This window comes from Terriglobia bacterium (genome assembly GCA_020072565.1).
In the GTDB taxonomy this organism is placed as follows: Bacteria; Acidobacteriota; UBA6911; order UBA6911; family UBA6911; genus JAFNAG01.
The window spans coordinates 59,893-79,763 of the sequence record JAIQGI010000005.1 but is presented as its reverse complement, the minus strand read 5'-3'; the positions used below and the strand labels follow the sequence as shown (position 1 = coordinate 79,763).

The following is a 19,871-nucleotide window of genomic DNA, read 5'->3' as shown; positions in this document are numbered from 1 at the left end:
TCACAGGAGATCAAAAATGTCTTTATCTTCCATACGCGCTGCAACAGCTCCGCTGCTCGTGATCGTCGTTTTCGGTGCAACTCCGGCGTTGTGGTCCCAAACCACCGCGCACACGGCAGCGGTGCCCGTTGTCGGCAAGTCTCTGCGGTACTGCAATCCACTTCCGCTGGAAGCCTCGTCGCGAGACGGTTCTCCCCAGGGCGTCAGCCTGGGGGACGTCACAGTGGTGCGTGAGGGCGACTCCTACTACCTGTTCGGAACTGGCGGCGGAGCATGGGTATCTTCCGACTTCCTCAATTGGAAATACCAGGCAGTTGTGGTTCGCGGGGGCCGCCTCCCAGTAGCGCCTCATGTGGTCAAATACAAAGGCGCCTTCTATATGTCCGGCAACGGCGCCCCGCTGTACCGGGCGCCCAACATTCTGGGCCCATATGAAGTCCTGGGGCCCTGGAAGAACGAAAAGGGGGAACCCTGGACCGGCGTTTCGAACGGAAAACCGTGGACCGGCGCATTCGACGTCGATATCTTCGTCGATGACGACAACAAGCCGTATCTGTACTTCCCCGGTCGTTCTACGGACGGGATCTACGTTGTGCCGTTGGATTCGAATGACCTGACGCGGTTCGCCGCCGCGCCCAAGCACCTGTTCGGCTTCGACCGATCACACGTATGGGAGCGCTGGGGAGATAAGAACGAGTACGCGAACGTGGCCTGGATCGAAGGCCCTTGGGCATTCAAGCGCAACGGGACCTATTACCTGGAATACAGCGCCTCCGGAACGCAGTGGCTGTCCTACGCTAGCGGCGTATACACAGCCAAGAGCCCGCTCGGTCCATTCGCATACCCCCCGCGAAATCCCCTCCTGCGAAAGACCACCGGCATTGTGACCGGACCCGGCCACGGCTGCGTGGTGCAGGGGCCGGATGGAAACTGGTGGGTCTTCTACACCATCGTGATGGCTAATCCTCCGGGAGGCAGGCGCATCGGCATGGATCCCGTGGATTTCGATGCCAATGGAAACGTGTTCACCCGCGGCCCGAGCGATACACCTCAATGGGCGCCGGGCGCCGTGGCCAACCCGGTACGCAACGGCGACTCGGGCTCCATTCCCCTCAGCGTCAACAAACTCCGCGCTATGAATCAGCGCGGCGCCTTCTCCAGCCAGCATTCCGGCCATGAAGCGGCGTACGCGCTCGACGACTCGAACGGAACCTGGTGGGAGCCTGCCGAAGATGATGCGAAGCCGACGCTGACGATCGATCTGGGCTCGATCACCGAGTTCGAGAGCGAACAATTGTTCACGGTGGATTCCAGCCGCATCGAGTTCACCGCCAGCCGAGGGGGCTCTGGCGGCCCGGGCGGCCGCGCCGGCGGCCAGCCCGCCGCTCCGCAGTCTGCCAGCCAGCAGCCAGCGGGCAGCGTGGCATTCCGTTACAAGATCGAGGCCTCGCGCGACGGCCAGACTTTCACGACGCTCCTGGACAAGACAGGAAACAGCATTACCAGGTACACGGAGTTCGACGAACTTACTCCCACTCAGTGCCGTTTTGTGCGGTTGACCATTACCGATTGGCCGCATATCGGCACCTCCCCGCTGGGAATCACGGAGTTCACCGTGTTCGGAAAGCCGGTGGAAACCCCGACGCAATAGGGTGTAATCGCCAAGTGGGCGGCAAACGCTACTCTGGCGTTTGTTGATCAGTGCATCGCCAATTTGAAGCAATACCGGGCCATTGCGATGGATGTCGGCGATAAGGTATGGATTGCGGGTCGATGCGGGCAAGCTGCATGATATTCTCGACAACCACGGCATCACCAATACGTTCGAAATCTACTCCGGCACCTACACCAGCGCCGTGGCAGATCGCTTCCAGAATTCCGTCATGCCGTTTTTCAGCAAGAATCTGTGTTCTGGCAAGAACTGTCAGTGAGCTTATTCGAAAATGGATTTTGCATCTTCCACTCGCTCGCAGCGACTGACGAGCGGGACACCTCGTGATAAAGACAAGACGCGGCGCGGTGCTGAGACACTGCGGCCAGCGCCCGGTTTGAGTGGAGGACAAACATGCGTACCAGCAGGCAATTGTTACTGATATCAACGCTAATGGTTCTTTTTGCGACCATGGCGGCAGCACAGTCCCTGGGTGCGAACATTGACGCCACACGCACGGGGCAGCCTATCACGAAGCTCATCTTCGGCGGCTTCATGGAGCCGGCCACGACCGGGGTTTGGGCCGAAATGCTGTCCGACCGCAAGTTCTTCAACGAGATCACCTCAAAGCCGACGCCCGCAGCAGGCCGGGGGGGCTTTGGCATGAGGGGGCCGCAACGCCGCTGGATGCCCGTCGGCGACGACTCGTTTGTGGTCATGGACAAGAGGGCCCCCTACGTGGGTGAGTGGACCCCGCTCGTCCGGCTGGAGGCGGCGACGCCGCACGGCATCAACCAGTCCGGGATCACGCTGGTCGGCGGCAGGGCCTATGCGGGGCGCGTGGTACTGGCGGGCAGCCCGGACGTCAAAGTGGACGTCAGCCTGGTCTGGGGGCCGAATGTGGGCGATCGTCAGACGATCACCATCAATACGCTCACTGCGAGCTACGCCAAGTTTCCGCTGAAGTTCACCCCGAAGGTGGACAGCAGCGAAGGCCGCTTTGAGATTGTTGCGACCGGCAGCGGCTCGGTCCACATCGGAGCCGCTTCGCTGATGCCCGCCGACAATGTCTCGGGCTTCAAGGCCGCGACCATCCGTTTGTTGAAGGAGCAAGGGATCTCGATTGCGCGCTGGCCCGGCGGGAACTTCGTCTCCGCCTACGACTGGCGTGATGGGCTCGGCGACAACGACAGGCGCCCGCCCCAGCGCGAGCTGGCGTGGAACGGCATGGAATCAAACGACATGGGCATCGACGATTTCATGACCTTCTGCCGCCTGATCGGCGCAGAGCCCTACATTGCCGTGAACTCAGGCCTCGGTGATGCCCATTCCGCCGCGGAGGAAGTCGAATATGTCAACGGTCCCGCCACGAGCCGGCTGGGGCAGTTGCGCGCGGCCAACGGACATCCCGCGCCTTACGGGGTGAAGATCTGGGGAATTGGCAATGAGATGTACGGTCCCTGGCAGTGGGGCCACATGGCCCTCACCCAATACCCTGACAAGCACAACCTGATCGTCAAGGCAATGAAGAGGGTCGATCCGAGCATCAAAGTGATCGCCTCAAGCGCTACGCCTGAGGAGGCATCCTGGTGCTACATCGAGAACCGACAGTTGGGCAGCTTTCCCGGGCGAGAACCGGTGAACGTAAAGATGCCTTTCGCCTTTGGCTCAAATGAGGACTGGACGGGAGCGCTGTTGGCGCGTTCCGCCGACTATATCGACTACCTCGGGGAACACTTCTACGGCTACCGCAACCTGGCGATCGACGCGGAAAAGCAGGCGTTCGTGGAGGCGAACGATTCACTCACTGACAAGGTGCGCCGGCTGTCAAACAGAGTGCAATACAAGTTTGAGGCTTGGGAGGAGTACTTGAAGAGGATGCCGTTCCTGAAAGAGAAGAACATCAAGTTCGCTTTCGACGAATGGTCGCCCAGGAACCGGTCGGTGAATCCCGGCGCTGCTCCTCCTGTCAGCCATCCGATGTTGAATCCCATGACCAATGCCTTGGTCTACCACGAGTTCTTCCGGCACTCGGACATGGTGGCCTTGGGTGTGGCCACCGGAGGCATGGGGACGCTGGCGAATGATGCCCGCGGCGACGCCGTCGGGTACCGCACGGAGGGGCTGGTTATCTAGGTGCTGCACGACCACTTTGCAGGCGCACTGCCGGTTGCCGTTACCGGCGACTCTCCCCAGCGCGCCATAAAGGGGGCTGTCGGGATAGACACCGCGGCGCGTCCATCCGGAAGTCCAACCTACCCTCTGGACGTTTTTGCGGCGCTGAGCGCCGATCGCAAAACGCTTGCCATTTCTGTGGTCAATCCCGCCGAGACGGCGCAAAATTGCGATTTGAATTTCACAGGCCTCCAGCCTGCCGGCGCCGCCAGGCTTTGGCAATTGACCGCGCCGGCAGGGACACCGGCAGCGCCGGCAGCACCCGGACGGGGCAGGTTCGGCGGCCCTCCGGCGACAATGGCAGAGAAATCTCTGCCGGAGGCGCCACGCAGAATCACCGTGCCACCAGCCAGCATCACTGTGTATGAATTCGCAGTAAAGTAGGTAGCTAAGGTTCCTGGGGCCGAGCGCATCCCGACGACTTCGACGCATTCTGGGAGGGCAAACTCGCCGACCAGGCCAAGGTCCCGACCAACGCGGTCCTGACGCCGGTCGAAACCGACGTGGCGGGCGTCGAAATGAGCATGTTGGTCCTCGATGCGCTCGGCTCAAAAACGCACGGCTACCTGGCCAGGCCCGCGACGGAAGGCAAGTTGCCCGCGATCATCCAATTGCAGGTGAAAAGGGAAACGCAAAAAAGCCAAGGCGCAGAGCCAGAAGACTGATACCTGAACAAATTTGCGCCTTTGCAGCCTTGCGTCTTTGCGTTCAGTTTTCAGGCCCGGTTCGACCGTACGGATTGACTTAAGCATGCCGGCATTCCTAGGATGTCATGCTTAGCGGAGGCAACCAAATGAAACAAACAGCCCTGATATACACAGCAGGAACGATTCTATGCACCATGTTGGCGTTCCCTCAGCCACAGGCGGATGCCGCCAAGGAGATTCTTGCCCTGGAGCGCCGGGTGATGGATGGGTGGCTGAAAGGAGATCCTGATCCGGTCCTGGCCATTACCGATCCTGATATCTCCTATTTCCACATCATGACGGAGAAGCGAATCGACGGCCTGCCGGCGTTGAAGGCTCTCTTCGAAGCATACCGCGGCACGCCCTTGTTCGACAGCTATGAGATCGTGGATCCGAAGATACAGACCAGCGGAGAAATGGCAGTCCTGACTTACATCTTGGTCCGCCACAACGGCGCTGTCACAAGCCGCTGGAATGCGACCCAGGTCTACCAGCGCAAGAAGGAAGGATGGCGTGTGATTCACTCGCATTGGTCCCAGACTAATCCGCCTGTGAGGAATGCGGAATGACCTCTTCGGCATCCGGCCGCGGATTCCGGAGCGCATTGTCGGACCAGGCGCATCCAAGATGGGTGTGACACTGTCCTGCGGCAGGGTGGATCAAAGGGCGAACCGCCAGATTCTCCATCTGCATTCCTGTCTTGTTTTGCTCCGAAACTTTTTCTTGACGTGCGTATGAAGAACACCATAGATATTTGGAAATCAACGGCGGCACCACAGCCTGTAATTTCCTTGCGGGGATCGTCATGCGCATCAGAACAACTATTTTTGCATTGTGCCTTTGGTCTCCCACTTTGTTTGCCATCGATCAGACATCCTACGTGACAGGTGTGAAAACGGCGGGCAGCTTTCCAATCATTGGTGAAGGGGGATGCGCCCGGTTGTTTGTAGACCGGATGGATTGGCCCGGGGTGATTCGCGCTGTTACAGATCTCCAGAATGACGTCGGAAGCGTGTCTGGTTTCTGCCGACCGGAGTTGCACACGACTGCGGACGCGCTCGTGGCGAACGCAATCCTGATCGGCACGATCGGCAAAAGCCCGGTCATCGATCGACTGATCGAAGCGGGAAAGATCGACGTCAGCCGGATACGCGGCAAGTGGGAGTCGTTTTTTCTCGAAGTCGTCAACAATCCGCTGCCGCAGGTCAGCAAAGCGCTCGTGATTGTGGGGAGCGACAAGCGCGGTACAATCTACGGCATTTATGATCTTTCCGAGCAGATGGGCGTTTCTCCATGGTACTGGTGGGCCGACGTGCCCGTGCGGCACCAGAAGGCGCTGTATGTGAAGAGGGGCAAGTATCAACAAGGGGAGCCCTCGGTCAAATACCGCGGCATCTTCCTCAACGACGAGGCTCCGGATCTCACCAATTGGGTTGCCGAAAAATTCGGCACGATCGCTCCCAGTGTCAATCCTCCCATCCCTGCAAACGTAGCCAACTACAATCACGAATTTTATGCCCGCATTTTCGAAGTCCTCCTTCGCTTGAAAGGCAACTACCTGTGGCCGGCCATGTGGAACAATGCCTTTAATGAGGATGACCCCGAAAACGCCCGGCTGGCGGACGAATTCGGCATCGTCATGGGCACATCCCACCAGGAGCCGATGCTGCGCGCGCAGAAAGAATGGGACCGGCGCTACCAGAAAACTCTCGGCAGCTGGAACTATTACAGGTATCCCGACGTGCTGCAGAACTTCTGGCGGGAGGGGATCCGGCGCAATAAAGGCTACGAGAGCATCATCACCATCGGACTGCGCGGTGCTGATGATACCCCCATGATTCCGGGCGGCACGGTTGCCGAAAGCATGGCTATGCTCGAAGATATTGTCGCAGCGCAGCGCCGCATGATCTCGGAGGAAATCAATCTCGAAGTGACCCGTGTCCCTCAGCTCTGGTGTCTGTACAAGGAAGTCCTTGAGTACTACAAGGCCGGATTGCGTGTTCCCGACGACGTGACGCTGCTATGGCCCGACGACAATTGGGGCAACATCCGCAGGCTGCCCACCGAGGCCGAGCGCAGACGCGCCGGAGGTGCCGGCATCTACTATCACTTCGACTACGTCGGCGGGCCGCGTAACTACAAATGGATCAACACCAACCCGATCCCGAAAATCTGGGAGCAACTGACGCTGGCGAAGGAATACGGCGCGGACCGCGTCTGGATTGTGAACGTGGGGCACTTCAAAGGCCTGGAGTTCCCGGTGGAATACTTCATGCGCCTGGCCTGGAATACCGGCCGGTGGACAAACCGGAATCTCGGGGAATATACGAGGCTCTGGGCAGCGAGGGAATTCGGACCCGCCTACTCCGCTGAGATTGCCGAAATTATTTCCAGATACACCAGGTACAACGGCCGGCGCAAGCCTGAGCTGCTCGAGCCGGCAACCTACAGTGCGGTCCATTACCATGAAGCGGAACGTGTGGTAGCTGACTTTAATGAAATTGCCGCGAAATCCGAGGCGATTGCCGCCAAACTGCCGCCGGAACAACGCGATGCCTTTTACCAACTGGTGTTGTTCCCGGCCAAGGCCTGTGCGCAGGTCAATGAGCTGTATGCCGTCGTGGGAAAGAATGCCTTGTACGCCCAGCAGGGCCGTGCAGCTACCAACGAGCTGGCAGCAAAGGCGGAGGCGCTGTTCAAAGCTGATGCCGATCTCATGAACGATTACAGCCATAATCTGGGCGGGGGCAAATGGAATCACTTCATGGACCAGGTGCATATCGGGTATACGATCTGGCAGGATCCGCCGCGTAACGTCATGCCGCACGTCACCAGGATTCAACTTCCCGAAGCCGCAGATATGGGCGTAGCCGTGGAAGGCTCCACGGCATTCTGGCCCGGAACCGCGCAGCCCCTGTCATTACCGACATTCGACAGGTTCAACCGGCAACGGCATTTCCTTGAGGTTTTCAATCGCGGGCAGGGTACTTTTACATTTACGGCGACCGCCAGCGTTCCGTGGATCGTGCTCGACGCCGCCAAAGGAATTGTCGTTAAAGAGGAACGCATCTGGGCAGCTGTGGACTGGCGCAGGGCTCCTGCGGGTTCCGGCGCCGGCACAATCAGGATCGCTCGGGAAGGAGGTCAGAGTGTCGAGGTGAAGGTGGCCGTCATCAATCCCGAGAAAGTGGATTTGGATCGGGAGGGGATGTTTGTCGAAGATGGGGGCGTTGTCTCCATGGAAGCCGAACACTGTACACGCAACATGCCCTCGGCTGCCGCCCGCTGGGAAAGAATCGAGGGTTACGGACGCACACTGTCTGCGATGACCATCCTGCCGAATACAGCGCCGGTTGCAGCTCCTCCTAAGAACTCGCCCCGCCTCGAATACGACATGTATTTGTTCGATGCCGGCGATGTGACCGTGCACGCGGTGGTTGCCCCGACGCTGAATTTTATCCCCGGCAGAGGCTTGCGTTACGCAGTGTCGTTCGATGATCAGCCGCCGCAAATTATCGAGATCGTGCGCGAGTCCTTCGACGCGCGCAACGGAAACCGGGAATGGGAAGAGTCGGTCAAGGATGCCGCGCGGACGGTGCGTTCGACCCACAACCTCGCAGCCGCAGGACGCCACACGCTCAAGATCTGGATGGTGGATCCCGCCGTGGGTGTGCAGAAGATCGTCGTGGATTTGGGTGGGCTGCAGCCCAGTTACCTTGGGCCGCCGGAGAGCTACCGATCTGCAAAGGGCACCGTGGCCCGAAGATCGGCGCGCGTGAAAACCACAAGCTGGAACCGCGAGGACCTCGAAGACCGCAGAGAGCGCAGACCTTCGCGGTCCTTGTGGTTCAAGGTTCGGGGCGCTATTTTGTTGTGATTCTCGTGCGGGCTTCCTCCAGCCCCTCAGATCTCGCAATCACCGTAATCTGACCGCTTTGCCCGCGCTTCGCGCGAATAATGGCAAGCGCCATGCCGTTGAATGCTTGGCGATCCTTGGACCGAAAGACCGTCATGTCCGTGGGATCCCCGTTGTCAGTCGCCACGATGTCGCCCGGCCCGCTTACATCAAAATGGATCATGTTCATCGAACGGGGAACCTGCTGCGCACTCTTGTCGGCAATCGTCAGCGTAACGAACGACAGGTCCTTGCCATCATTCGCGATGATCGACCGATCAGGAGCCAGAATGAGTTTACTTGCGGGTCCGGCGGTCTTGACGGAATCCGTTGCCCACTGCTTGCCATCTTTATAGGCCACGACACGCAGTCCGCCTGGTTCATACACCGCGTCATCCCAGCGCAGGCGGTACTCAAACTCCGCCTTTTTCTTGCGTCCCAGCGACTTGCCATTGAGAAAAAGCTCCGCCTCATTCCCTGAAGTATAAACTTGCACCGGCGTCACCTGGCCTTCGCGGCCCGGCCACGTCCAGTGCGGCAGAATGTGAGCCATGGGGTACTCGGGACGCCAATACGATTGGTACAGGTAGAATCGATCCTTCTTGAGGCCCGCAAGGTCAATGATCCCGAAATAGGAGCTCCGCGAGGCATCGAAGGGCGTGGGTTCGCCCAGATAATCAAAACCCGTCCACACGAATTCACCGCCCACGAAGGGGAATCTGTCCTGTGCCGCGAATTCCTTTTCGGGGGAATAAGCCCAGCCCGCAAAGTACAAATCATAGGAACTGACCTGCCGATTGCCGGGTTCCTCGCCCGCATTGGCGGACGCCGGCACGCCGGGACCGGAGGCGACCGGGAAGGTATAGACTCCTCTGCTGCTCAACGTGGCTGCGGTCTCGCTGCCGACGATGAACTTGTCCGGAAAGCTTTGATGAAAGGCCGGGTATTGCGGGGACCCGCGGTACAGTCCGGCGCCCTGGTAATTCAGACCGACGGCATCAATCGGTGCGGGAAAAGGACTGGTGGCGCTGGCATAGTTCATCCCGCTGATCGTTGGACGCGTCGGATCCTCTTCATGGCAGATTTTGGTGAGCTTGTCCGCGATGGCAGCACCCGCCGCGCCGCCGCTTTGCTCGCCTACCTCGTTGCCGATGCTCCACATGATCACAGAGGGATGATTACGATCCCTTCGCAAAAGGGCTCGCAGGTCCTGCTCGTGCCAGTCCGGAAACAGCAGGTGATAGTCCAGAGCGGTCTTTTGGCGCACCCACACGTCGAAGGCCTCATCCATGACGAGAAAGCCCATCTTATCTGCAAGCTCAAGAAGTTCCGGCGCAGGTGGATTGTGACTGGTCCGCAGCGCATTGGCTCCCATATCAGCCAATATTTCCAGCTGCCGCTTCAATGCGCGGTAATTCACCGCGGTGCCCAGGGCGCCCAGATCATGGTGGTTGCAGACGCCTTTGATTCTGATATGTTCGCCGTTCAAAAAAAATCCGTTATTGGGATCAAACTTGAGCGTGCGAATCCCAAACGTGGTCTCATAAACATCTACGGTATTGTCTCCCTGCTGCACTTTTGTCACCGCCACGTATCGATTGGGCTTCTGATGAAGGCCTGTTCCCCACAGTTTCGGGCTGGTTATGGTTCCTTTGGTTTCGGTTGTGGCACCCTGGCCGGCGGCAATGCGCATGTTCACGGGCGCAATCGATGTGATGGCGCCGCCCACTTTGCGATCCTCCCCATCGATCTCGAATATCTGTGTCGCCACGCTGACGTTGACATCCTGTTTGGAATCGTTCGCCACAGTCACTTTCAGATCGACGCGCGCCGACGTCTTCGAAACCTCCGGCGTCGCAATGTATGTCCCCCATTGGCCGACGTGCACGGGCGCGGTCTTCACAAGCCAGACATTCCGATACAAGCCGCCCCCCGGATACCAGCGAGAAGATGAGGGCAGGTTGTCGAGGCGAATCGCCAGAATGTTGCTCTCCCCCGGTTTTGCATAAGGCGTCAGATTCAGGCGAAATGAGGAATATCCATAAGGCCATCCGCCCACGAACCGGCCATTGAGCCAGACTGAGCTGTAAGCCATCGCGCCATCGATGTCGAGAAATATGACTTTCCCGGCATCGCTTGCCGCCAAGGTGAAACTCTTCCGGTACCATGCGACTCCTGATGAAGGCAAGCGCCCCATACCCCCGCCGCCTGTGGCAATAAATGGGCCCTCGATCGCATAATCATGGGGCAGATCCAATTTCTGCCACGAACTGTCATCGAAGCCCGGCGCAACGTAGGACACGCCGTCACCCAAATTGCCTTCCGGACGCCCGGCGCGCTTGCTCGGATCCTTGAGGAAGGCACTTCCGGAGGGCAGAATCCACGATTTTGTAACCGTCGCCGAACTGGCGGGAGGCGATACGGCGACAGCTCCGCCCCGTCCCACAGGCTGGGGGCGCACATCATAGTCGAGGCTTGTGGTGATGTTTGGAGGATCGCCCTTCGTAAAACGCCAATCGTCGTCGATCAGCAATCTTATCCGCGGTGAGGCCGAAAGAGGCGCCACGGCGCCATCGGCGGAGTTACCGGAAGGCCCCCCGATCGCCAAGGCGGCAAGGCAGGCAGAGAGGGTTAGCAGCGCTCGATTTCGCAAACAGGTCATTTTCATGGTGTATTCCAGGTTGCATTCAAATCAATGGCGCTCTACTGCATAATTCCATTCCGCCGTGGGTGGGCGGCTGCCGCATCACATCCCTATCCTATGGATATGCAGGGCGTGCCGCAATACGAATCTGGCGGTAACGCACGAGATTGCATTTGACAACACGCGGTTTCTGTGGTCATTAGGTGAAGATACCTCCGTCGAGTGAGAAGCAGTGAGCACCAGCAGCTGGGAGGTCTCTCCCGCGACTGGGTCAGAGCCAGATGATCGATACCGATGCGGCTTGAGATTCCTGTCCATCTCCGTCTGGAGGGGGAATCCGCCTGCGATTCCAACGAATTCAATCAACAAGATCCTAATGGAAACATCAGACTGAGGAGTGATCAAGATGGCAAGAGAATCGTTGCATAGCATTTGCCGTTGGACGTTTAATCCGGGCAAGGGCGGGTTCGTACCAGGGGATATGCGGCCGGAGTGGGGAGGCGGCTTCGGCACCCCTGAGATGATTGAACTGGTCGCCAAGCGGATTCGGCCGCGTCTGCCGAAACATGTCGTGCTCGGCATTGAGATGCACTACGACGCCGAGGTCGACGACGCCAACGCCGCGGCCGTAGCCGATGCGTTGGTGAGAGAAAAACTGTACCTGGCGATGATCACACCCGGCGCGCACACCCACTTTGGCTACGGTGGCATCGCCTCGCTCGATCCGAACGAGCGCAAGGCGGCCGAGAAACTCGGCACCAGGACCGTGGACCTTGCCTACGGCTCGCTCAAGAAGGCCTGGCACCCCGAGAAGGCCCCGGCGTTTGTGATCTGGAATGGCTCGTTCGGCTATGACATCGCCACCGTCGGCATCAAGCGGATGTACCAGAACCTCAAAGAGAGCGTCGCGGATCTGTGCAAGTACGAGGCCGCCAAAGGCGGGCAGCTCCACATCGGCTTCGAGCCCAAGCCCAACGAAGGGCACCCGGCTATGCTGATCCCGACGGTCGCCAGTGCCCTGCTGTTCTGGCATAGGGTCGAGAAGGAATTCGGAATTTCACTCAAAAACAAGGGGGTCAACAAGGAGTTCGGCCACTCCGAGATGATCGGCCTGGACCACGTGGCCGACACGGTCGAGGAACTGGACAACGGCATGTGCGTACACATGCACCTCAACAGCCAGGGCTATAACGACGGGGTCATCCTGGGCGGTCCGGGCAAGTACGACATCGACCACGGGGCCCGCATCAACGGGATGAACGTCGCCATTGCCGGGCTGATCCAGCAGGCCGGCTACGATCGCTGGAAGGGTCACGACATGCAGACCCGCGCCTATGACAACGCCGCGCAAGGTATCGACCGCGTGGTCCGCAGCGTGCTGAGCTGGGAAGCGTGCGAACAGGCGGCGAGGGAACTCGATGCCGACTCCTTGCTGAAGGCGCTGACGCATCGCGAAACCGCCAAAGCCGAAGACATGATGCGTCATGCGGTCGTCAGCGCACAGAAGGCGTTCGACAAGATGTACTAGATTACTGAGGGAGAGTGCAGCTTATGAAGCGAGCTCTGTTGTTTGTTCTGTTCACCTCCGTTTTGGCCGGTGGAACCGGTTTCGCTCAGGGAAGTCAGGCTTCGAACAATTCCACGACCGCCGTGAGGCAGGAGATGGTCGCTGCTCCCATGCGCTCCGCCTCCGCACCCGCCGTTCCGGCCCATCCTTCACCATACAATTTCCCCGGTGTCCAGTATCCGCGGATCGAGGAGGACTCGCGGGTCACCTTCCGCTTCAACGCCCCCAGCGCGCAAAAGGTGCAGGTCGCCCTTGTCACATCTGGATCGAATTCACTCCAGCCCCTTCCGTATGACATGGTCAAAGGGGACGACGGCGTGTGGACCTACACTACCAAGGAACCGCAGAGCCCCGGGTATCACAACTACTGGATGCTCGTAGATGGCGCGGCCGTGGTGGACCCGGCCACCAACGCGTTCATCGGCTACGGCCACATGTGCAATGCCTTTGAAATCCCGGAACCGGGCGTCGATTTTTATGACCTGAAAGACGTGCCCCACGGAAATGTGCTGGTCAAAAACTATTTTTCCAGGACATCCAATTCCTGGCGGCACATCTTTGTCTATACCCCGCCGGGATATGACACCAACACCTCCACCCGATACCCGGTGCTGTATCTGCAGCACGGCGGCGGCGAGGATGAGCGGGTCTGGATCGAAATGGGCCGGACCAATGTGATCCTCGATAACCTGCTCGCCGAAGGGAAGGCCAAACCCATGATGGTGGTCATGGAAACCAGTGCCGTGGGTGGCGCAGGTCGCGGCGCCGGTGCTCCTGCTGCTGCGGGTCGTAGCGCTGCCCCAGGCGCCGGTGCTGGTGCCGGCCGTGGGTTTGGCGGTCCCGGGGGCGGCCCCTACGGACAGCTTATGGTCAATGATTTGATCCCGTGGATCGACAGCAACTTCCGTACCCTTGCCGACAAGGACAACCGAGCCATGGCGGGTCTTTCGATGGGCGGCATGCAGACCGCTTCCGTTACCATGGTCAACCTCGATAAGTTCTCGTACATTGGCCTGTTCAGCGGCGGCGCCGCCACCGGGTTTGGTCCCGGTGGTCGCGGCAACGCGGCGCCAGGCGCCGCACCAACAGCCGCGCCTGCGCCGCTCGACCTCAAGACGATCTACAGCGGTGCCATGGCCGACCCTGCGGAATTCAACAAGAAGGTCAAGGTCCTCTTCATGAGTTTCGGCTCGGAACCCCCGTTGGAGAATCCCGAGGCCTTGAAAAGACACCAGGATCAACTCGTCGCCGCCGGGATCACCAACAGCTACGTGTACATCTCTCCCGGCACCTCGCACGAATGGCAGACTTGGAGAAGGAGTCTGTATACTTTTGCTCCTCTTCTGTTCAAGGGCTCTTCCTCCCCCGCACCGCCCGTGGCCCAGCAGGGCGCTGCACGAGGTGCTGTGCCCGGGCAAGGGGCTCGCGGAGCCGGCGGAAGAGGCGGATTCGGCGGGCCGATCGAGTTGGGCCCGGACGACAAACCCGCATTCCCCGATCCGCCCGCCGGGTTCAATGTCAGGCGCGACAATGTTCCTCACGGCGAGATAACGGCCGTTCAATATGATTCCAAGACACTCGGAACGCGGCGGCAGATCCGCGTTTACACGCCGCCCGGCTATTCGACAAAACGCAAGTACCCGGTTCTTTATCTGCTGCACGGCATCGGCGGCAACGACCGCGAATGGCTGCAAGCGTGCAAAGCGGACAACGTCATCGACAACCTGATAGCCGATGGCAAGATGAAGCCGATGATCGTCGTCTTCCCTAACGGCAATTCAAGCGTAACAGCCGATGCCGTAAATGCACCCCCCGGGCAAGGCGGAGCGCGCGGCGGCGCCCCCGGTGCACGTAGCGGGGCCGGGGCTGGGGCTCCTGCCGGTGCAGGCGCCGGCCGCGGGTTCAGCGGTGGATTCGACAGCTGGGGAAAGCCTTTCGAAAACGACTTGATCAAGGACATCATCCCCTACATCGAGTCCCACTATTCCGTGTATAAAGACCGCGAGCATCGCGCCCTGGCGGGTCTCTCGATGGGTGGCGGCCAGTCCCTGAACATCGGCATGTATAACATCGGAACCTTTGCCTTTGTTGGTGGGTTCTCCTCGGCCCCGAATACGAACAAGTTCGGCGGGATGTACACCGACGTCGAATTCCTGCCCGATCCTGCAGCCGCCAAAAAGAAACTGAAGCTCCTGTGGATTGCTTGCGGCAACAAGGACGGCTTGATCCGCGTAAGCCAGGGCGTCCACAAATACCTCAAAGAGAAAGGTGTACCGCACGTCTGGCACGTGGATTCGAATGCCCACGACGGGACGGAATGGGCCAACAATCTGTACCTTTTCGCCCAGCATATCTTCAAGTGAGTGTCACGATCGACCACAGCTTTCAGCGAGTGCACTAAATCAATTCCGGTTTGCGATTGATACCGAACAAACCGGCAAGGACATTGAGTTCTCGGAGGCGGGGGCTTAGATCCTTGCAGATAACGTTGAGACGAACTACCCTGGTGCCGCCGACCGGCAAACGTAGCGGTAGCAATTCTCCATTATCCAAACAAGGCTGGATCCGGTAAATGGGTAGCCAGCCGAAACAGAACCCACTGCGAACGGCAGCAATCGCGGCCTCTATGGTGGTGACCGATACAAAACGTTGGGCAGGACTGGATGGCTGGCGCAGAACGACACCAGAAGCTACTCCTTCGATGGTCACGATTGTGTGCTGAATCAGGTCTATCCGAGACAACGGCTGCGGAAGCGAGAGGAGTGGGTGATCCACCCGGGCGACTGCGAGCATCCTGATTTCCAGGATCGGTTTGACGTAGTACTCGCGTGACGCCAGTGCCGCAATACAGAGGTGGGCGTTTTGCGCTGAGAGCTCAGAGTCCGCGGAGAGAAACGTCGCTTGCCGGAGTTTGGGCCGAGCATAGGGAAATCGCCGAGAGAATTCGTAAAGAGCCTTAAAGAGCCGATCATCTGGAAAAATGCTGTCCACAGATAATCGAATCTCTGATTCTCCACCTGAGGCGAGTGATCGAGCTCTCTGTTCGAGTTGGTGAAATCCAGCCAGATGGGGTTCGGCGTCGGCGAGTAGCACGCGACCCAGTTCAGTCAGCTGGGCTTTTCTGCCTTTCAACTCCAACAGCTTGATCCCAAGCTGTTCCTGAAGCCGGGCGATTGCGTAACTGATGGTGGATTGAGAGCGATTGAGTTGCGCCGCCGCAGGTGCAAAGCCGCCCAACTGAACAACGGTGCGCAAAATTTCCCATTCATCGAGAGTGGTCTTCATGAGTCGAGAATACATCTAATAATTCGATAGATTCCAGCCAAAATATTCGTCTTTTTCTTCGATATTACTTAGTAGTATGGGCTCGTCTGAATAGTCTGTTGCCAGAAATGGGAATTTCACAGGACCCTGGGGCCGAAGTGAGATGCAAGGAGAAAGGATCCCCGTTACCGAGTTTCTTGCGGGGGGATAAAGGAGCCACGGTTTAGGTTCCTCGATCATACGTATAACGGGGGGAATTGTCTTTGGGTCTGCTTTGCTTTGAAAAACAGGATTTAATGATGTAAAAATCGCTTTTTCTGGAGCGAGCCCAGGGACATGGCTCCCGTTGGTGTCACCGGGGTATCCAGGACGGGTGCGAAAATGAACGACATCGGCAGTTATCTGGAGACGCAGTTCTCACTAGCAGGAAAGACAGCCTTGCTTACCGGCGGCGCGGGGGGCATTGGCAGGGCGCTGACGGTGGGGCTATGCGGCGCTGGCGCGCAGACCGCCGTGTGTGACGTGAACCTTGACCGGGCCCGGGAGATCGCAGCGGAAATGATACCCACAGGCCACCAGGCCAAGGCGTTCAATCTTGATCTGACGGAGACGAGGTCGATCCACCAATGCGTCGAGGCGGTGTTGGCGGAATTCGGGAAGATCGACATTCTGATCAACTGCGCCGGCGTGAACAAGCGTGAGGGATTCCTGGATGTGCAGGAGAAAACGTACGACTTCATCATGAACGTCAACCTTAAGGGCACGTTCTTCATGACACAGGCGGTCGTGCCGCACATGATCAAGCAGGGCGGCGGCAAGATCGTCAATTTCAGCTCGCACAACGCCCAGGGGATGCTGGGGGGTGTTTCGGTGTACGGGGCGACGAAGGGCGCGGTCTCTGCGTTGACGCGCTCCATGGCGATCGAATGGGCGAAGTTCAACGTTCAAGCCAACGCGGTGGCGCCCGGTCACATTCTGACAGAACTGACCCAGATCACCTGGAACCATCCGACGCGCGCCCCGTACCTGCGGGAGCGCATCGCGATGCGCCGGCCGGGTATGCCGGAAGAAATCGTAGGGATAGTGTTGATGCTCTGTTCCAATGCCTCCAGCTACATGACCGGCCAGACCTATCATGTGGATGGTGGGTGCCTGGCAGGGGGAACGCCCTGGGAATACGACACAAAGTTCTGATTCGGAGGAGTTCATGATCAGGAATGGGAAGGTAACCGAGCTCCGTCATCTGGCGGCCAAGATGCGCAAGGACATCATTTTGATGGTCGGAGTGGGACAGGCCGGGCATATCGGAGGCTCATGCTCGGCCGCGGACATTGTCGCGGCGCTCTATGGCTGCAAGATGAAGCACGATCCCAGGAATCCGAAATGGGAGGGACGTGACAAGCTGCTGATGAGCAAGGGGCACGCGGCGATTATTCAATACGCGGCACTGGCGGAACTGGGGTACTTTCCGACCGGGGAGTTGGTGACACTCAAAAAGCTCGGATCGATGCTGCAAGGCCATCCGGACATTCACAAGACGCCGGGGATCGAGGCCAATACGGGGTCGCTGGGGCAGGGGCTGTCGATCTCCAACGGCATGGCACTGGCGATGAAACTGGACAAAAAGGACAACAAGGTCTACTGCATCCTCGGCGACGGCGAACTGGCCGAGGGGCAGGTGTGGGAGGCGGCGATGTTCGCGGGAGCCAGGAAGATCGACAATCTCGTCGCGATCATCGACCAGAATTGCATCTCAGCAATGGGCCGTGTGGCCGAGCGGATGAATAGCAATCCGCTGCCCGAGAAATGGCGGGCTTTCGGGTGGCACGTGCTGGAGATTGACGGCCACAACATAGAGGAGATCGTGGCGGCGCTCGATGCGGCCGACACGATCAAGGAACGGCCCACGGCCATCATCGCACACACGACCAAGGGCAAGGGATTCTCGTTCGCGGAGAACCAGGCGGCCTTCCACAACGGGATAATGACCCAGGCTCAGTACGAGCTGGGCCTTAAAGAAGCCGACGCAGCCCTGGCGGAATTTCTGCTTCATGAGACGGAGGCTTGATTGATGGCAACATACAGCAATCCACGCACGGCTTATGGCGAGACTCTTGTCGAACTCGGCAAGGAGGATCCGCGCATCGTGGTCCTCGATGCCGACCTGTGCAAGTCGACGATGTCGGTACTGTTTCAGGATGCGTTCCCGGACCGCTTTTTTGAAATGGGCATCGCGGAAGCCAACATGATGTCGATGGCGGCGGGACTGGCGGTCAGCGGAAAGATCGCGTTCGCCAGCACGTTTGCGGTTTTTGCTACGGGCCGGGCGTACGATCAGCTTCGCCAGACCATATCCATCGGCAAGCTGAATGTGAAGGTGTGCGGCTCGTCTTGCGGGCTGTCGGATTTCGGCGACGGCTCGACGCACCAGTCGATCGAGGACGTGGCGATCATGAGCGCGATCCCGAACATGACGATCCTCACACCCGTCGATGCGGCCGAGACGCGCCTGGCAGTGCGCGCGGCGGCGGCGCACCCCGGACCTGTATACATCAGGGTGAACCGGAATCCCGTGCTGGACGTGCTGACCAGAGATGACACGTTCAAAATCGGCCAGCACCGCGTGCTCAGGGAGGGCAAGGACATCCTCCTGCTGGCCCATGGGGTGATGGTGGAAAAGGCGCTGGCGGCTGCTTCACTGCTGGAGAAGGAGGGCCTGAGCCCTAAGGTAGTGAGCATCTCGACGATGAAGCCGTTCGATTACGAGGGCCTTGCGAAAATGGCCCAAGGGATGAAGGGAGTGATTACGGCTGAGGAGCACAGCTATATCGGCGGCCTGGCCTCGGCGACGGCGCTGGCGCTGCGCGGCAGCGCAGTGCCTATGGACTATCTGGCAATCAATGACGTCTTCGGCGAGTCGGCGCATCATCCTGAGGAGCTTCAGGCGGCGTTCGGCCTGACAGCGGACAACATCGCAGAAAAAGCAAGGAAACTGGCTGCCGGCAAACCCTAGAAACGCGCGCTTTGCGGCTTTTCATACAGTCGCGCGGGGACGCGGGCTATTCAACCTTTTCAGTATTCTGAAAGGAAGGAACGGCATGAAAATCGGATTCATCGGACTTGGCATCATGGGCAAGCCCATGGCCAGAAACCTCCTGAAAGCCGGCCATGAGGTGGTGTGCTACGACATCATCCGGCAGAACGTCGATGCCGTGACATCGGCAGGCGCCGAGGCGGCGGGCTCGGCAAAGGCGGTGGCCGAGCAATGCCCGATCATCGTCACGATGTTGCCCAACTCCCCGCACGTGAAGGAAGCGGTGTTGGGGAGGGGCGGCGTTTTGGAGGGCGCCAAGGCGGGGACGATTCTCATCGACATGAGTTCGATCGCTCCGCTGGCGTCGCAGGAAATCGCCAAGGCATGCGAGCAGAAGGGCGTGAAGATGATTGACGCCCCGGTCAGCGGCGGTGAGCCGAAGGCCGTCGACGGCACGCTCTCCATCATGGTCGGCGGCGACGAGGCGGTGTTCCATTCGGTGAAGGACATCCTGCTGAAGATGGGCGCCAGTGCCGTGCATTGCGGCCCGATCGGAGCGGGAAACACGACCAAGCTGGCCAACCAGGTAATCGTGGCGTGCAACATTGCGGCGGTGGCCGAAGCGTTCACGCTGGCCAGGAAGGCAGGTGTCGATCCGAAGCGGGTTTTCGAGGCAATCAAGGGCGGCCTGGCGGGTTCAACCGTGATGAATGCGAAGGCGCCGATGATCCTGGAAGGCAACTTTAACCCCGGCTTCAAGATCGACCTGCACATCAAGGATTTGAACAACGCGCTGGACACCGGGCACAGCGTCGGCTCGCCCATGCCGCTGACGGCCCAGGTGATGGAGATGATGCAGACGCTCCGCGCCGACGGCTGCGGCCAGAACGACCACAGCGGGCTGGCGAAATACTACGCGAAAATTTCCGGCACGAAGATCGGCCAATAGGCGCCA

14 protein-coding genes and 2 pseudogenes are annotated in these 19,871 nt (G+C 59.2%); 13 read left to right on the top strand and 3 right to left on the bottom strand.

Features of this window, described 5'->3' with window-relative positions:
• Positions 1 to 16 precede the first annotated feature (16 nt).
• The 6 genes and pseudogenes from LAP85_04330 to LAP85_04305 all read left to right on the top strand — a co-directional run bounded on the left by LAP85_04330 (position 17) and on the right by LAP85_04305 (position 5,081).
• Positions 17 to 1,651 (top strand): family 43 glycosylhydrolase, encoded by a 1,635-nt coding sequence (locus tag LAP85_04330; protein MBZ5495605.1) that lies wholly within the window; start codon positions 17 to 19, stop codon positions 1,649 to 1,651.
• A 3-nt stretch (positions 1,652 to 1,654) separates the two neighbouring features.
• Positions 1,655 to 1,931: pseudogene (locus tag LAP85_04325) on the top strand (esterase).
• A 134-nt stretch (positions 1,932 to 2,065) separates the two neighbouring features.
• Positions 2,066 to 3,787 carry an alpha-N-arabinofuranosidase gene (locus LAP85_04320; GenBank protein ID MBZ5495604.1) on the top strand — a complete coding sequence of 574 codons (1,722 nt, stop codon included), beginning with the start codon at positions 2,066 to 2,068 and terminating at the stop codon, positions 3,785 to 3,787.
• Positions 3,788 to 4,210, top strand: coding sequence for a hypothetical protein (locus tag LAP85_04315; protein ID MBZ5495603.1), 423 nt, complete (start codon positions 3,788 to 3,790; stop codon positions 4,208 to 4,210).
• Between the two features lie 23 nt (positions 4,211 to 4,233).
• Positions 4,234 to 4,491 (top strand): annotated as a pseudogene (locus LAP85_04310) (acetylxylan esterase).
• Between the two features lie 128 nt (positions 4,492 to 4,619).
• Entirely contained in the window at positions 4,620 to 5,081 is a 462-nt protein-coding gene (locus LAP85_04305; GenBank protein MBZ5495602.1) for a nuclear transport factor 2 family protein, read from the top strand.
• On the opposite strand, the gene LAP85_04300 is transcribed toward LAP85_04305, so the two are convergent.
• Entirely contained in the window at positions 5,053 to 5,376 is a 324-nt protein-coding gene (locus tag LAP85_04300) for a hypothetical protein (protein ID MBZ5495601.1), read from the bottom strand. The genes LAP85_04305 and LAP85_04300 overlap by 29 nt on opposite strands.
• Here LAP85_04300 and LAP85_04295 point away from each other — a divergent pair.
• A complete protein-coding gene (locus LAP85_04295) occupies positions 5,318 to 8,389 on the top strand; it encodes a glycosyl hydrolase 115 family protein (GenBank protein MBZ5495600.1) in 3,072 nt (1,023 codons plus the stop codon). The genes LAP85_04300 and LAP85_04295 overlap by 59 nt on opposite strands.
• On the opposite strand, the gene LAP85_04290 is transcribed toward LAP85_04295, so the two are convergent.
• The gene (locus LAP85_04290) at positions 8,376 to 11,069 is read right to left on the bottom strand and encodes a DUF4982 domain-containing protein (GenBank protein ID MBZ5495599.1); all 2,694 of its coding nucleotides are present in this window, start codon (positions 11,067 to 11,069) and stop codon (positions 8,376 to 8,378) included. The genes LAP85_04295 and LAP85_04290 overlap by 14 nt on opposite strands.
• A gap of 388 nt (positions 11,070 to 11,457) precedes the next feature.
• Between LAP85_04290 and LAP85_04285 the strand changes: the two genes are divergently transcribed.
• Complete coding sequence (locus LAP85_04285; GenBank protein MBZ5495598.1) at positions 11,458 to 12,579, top strand: xylose isomerase; 1,122 nt, start codon at positions 11,458 to 11,460, stop codon at positions 12,577 to 12,579.
• 23 nt (positions 12,580 to 12,602) lie between these two features.
• Complete coding sequence (locus LAP85_04280) at positions 12,603 to 14,981, top strand: hypothetical protein (GenBank protein MBZ5495597.1); 2,379 nt, start codon at positions 12,603 to 12,605, stop codon at positions 14,979 to 14,981.
• A 34-nt stretch (positions 14,982 to 15,015) separates the two neighbouring features.
• Here the strand turns inward: LAP85_04280 and LAP85_04275 are convergent, their stop codons facing one another.
• Positions 15,016 to 15,903, bottom strand: a complete 888-nt coding sequence (locus tag LAP85_04275; protein ID MBZ5495596.1) for a LysR family transcriptional regulator — start codon at positions 15,901 to 15,903, stop codon at positions 15,016 to 15,018.
• Between the two features lie 315 nt (positions 15,904 to 16,218).
• On the opposite strand from LAP85_04275, the gene LAP85_04270 reads away from it, so the two are divergent.
• The 4 genes from LAP85_04270 to garR all read left to right on the top strand — a co-directional run bounded on the left by LAP85_04270 (position 16,219) and on the right by garR (position 19,865).
• A complete protein-coding gene (locus tag LAP85_04270) occupies positions 16,219 to 17,076 on the top strand; it encodes an SDR family oxidoreductase (GenBank protein MBZ5495595.1) in 858 nt (285 codons plus the stop codon).
• A gap of 13 nt (positions 17,077 to 17,089) precedes the next feature.
• On the top strand, positions 17,090 to 17,950 hold the full coding sequence (locus tag LAP85_04265) for a transketolase (protein ID MBZ5495594.1): 861 nt from the start codon (positions 17,090 to 17,092) through the stop codon (positions 17,948 to 17,950).
• Between the two features lie 3 nt (positions 17,951 to 17,953).
• Positions 17,954 to 18,895 (top strand): transketolase family protein, encoded by a 942-nt coding sequence (locus LAP85_04260; protein MBZ5495593.1) that lies wholly within the window; start codon positions 17,954 to 17,956, stop codon positions 18,893 to 18,895.
• A gap of 85 nt (positions 18,896 to 18,980) precedes the next feature.
• Positions 18,981 to 19,865: a 2-hydroxy-3-oxopropionate reductase gene (gene garR / locus LAP85_04255; protein MBZ5495592.1), complete on the top strand. Its 885-nt coding sequence runs from the start codon at positions 18,981 to 18,983 to the stop codon at positions 19,863 to 19,865.
• The last annotated feature ends 6 nt before the right edge of the window (positions 19,866 to 19,871 follow it).

Coding starts and splice junctions, on each gene's coding strand:
- LAP85_04330 (MBZ5495605.1), top strand. CDS start 17: ATGTCTTTATCTTCCATACGCGCTGCAACAGCTCCGCTGCTCGTGATC.
- LAP85_04320 (MBZ5495604.1), top strand. CDS start 2,066: ATGCGTACCAGCAGGCAATTGTTACTGATATCAACGCTAATGGTTCTT.
- LAP85_04305 (MBZ5495602.1), top strand. CDS start 4,620: ATGAAACAAACAGCCCTGATATACACAGCAGGAACGATTCTATGCACC.
- LAP85_04295 (MBZ5495600.1), top strand. CDS start 5,318: ATGCGCATCAGAACAACTATTTTTGCATTGTGCCTTTGGTCTCCCACT.
- LAP85_04300 (MBZ5495601.1), bottom strand. CDS start 5,376: ATGGCAAACAAAGTGGGAGACCAAAGGCACAATGCAAAAATAGTTGTT.
- LAP85_04290 (MBZ5495599.1), bottom strand. CDS start 11,069: ATGACCTGTTTGCGAAATCGAGCGCTGCTAACCCTCTCTGCCTGCCTT.
- LAP85_04285 (MBZ5495598.1), top strand. CDS start 11,458: ATGGCAAGAGAATCGTTGCATAGCATTTGCCGTTGGACGTTTAATCCG.
- LAP85_04280 (MBZ5495597.1), top strand. CDS start 12,603: ATGAAGCGAGCTCTGTTGTTTGTTCTGTTCACCTCCGTTTTGGCCGGT.
- LAP85_04275 (MBZ5495596.1), bottom strand. CDS start 15,903: ATGAAGACCACTCTCGATGAATGGGAAATTTTGCGCACCGTTGTTCAG.
- LAP85_04270 (MBZ5495595.1), top strand. CDS start 16,219: ATGGCTCCCGTTGGTGTCACCGGGGTATCCAGGACGGGTGCGAAAATG.
- LAP85_04265 (MBZ5495594.1), top strand. CDS start 17,090: ATGATCAGGAATGGGAAGGTAACCGAGCTCCGTCATCTGGCGGCCAAG.
- LAP85_04260 (MBZ5495593.1), top strand. CDS start 17,954: ATGGCAACATACAGCAATCCACGCACGGCTTATGGCGAGACTCTTGTC.
- garR (MBZ5495592.1), top strand. CDS start 18,981: ATGAAAATCGGATTCATCGGACTTGGCATCATGGGCAAGCCCATGGCC.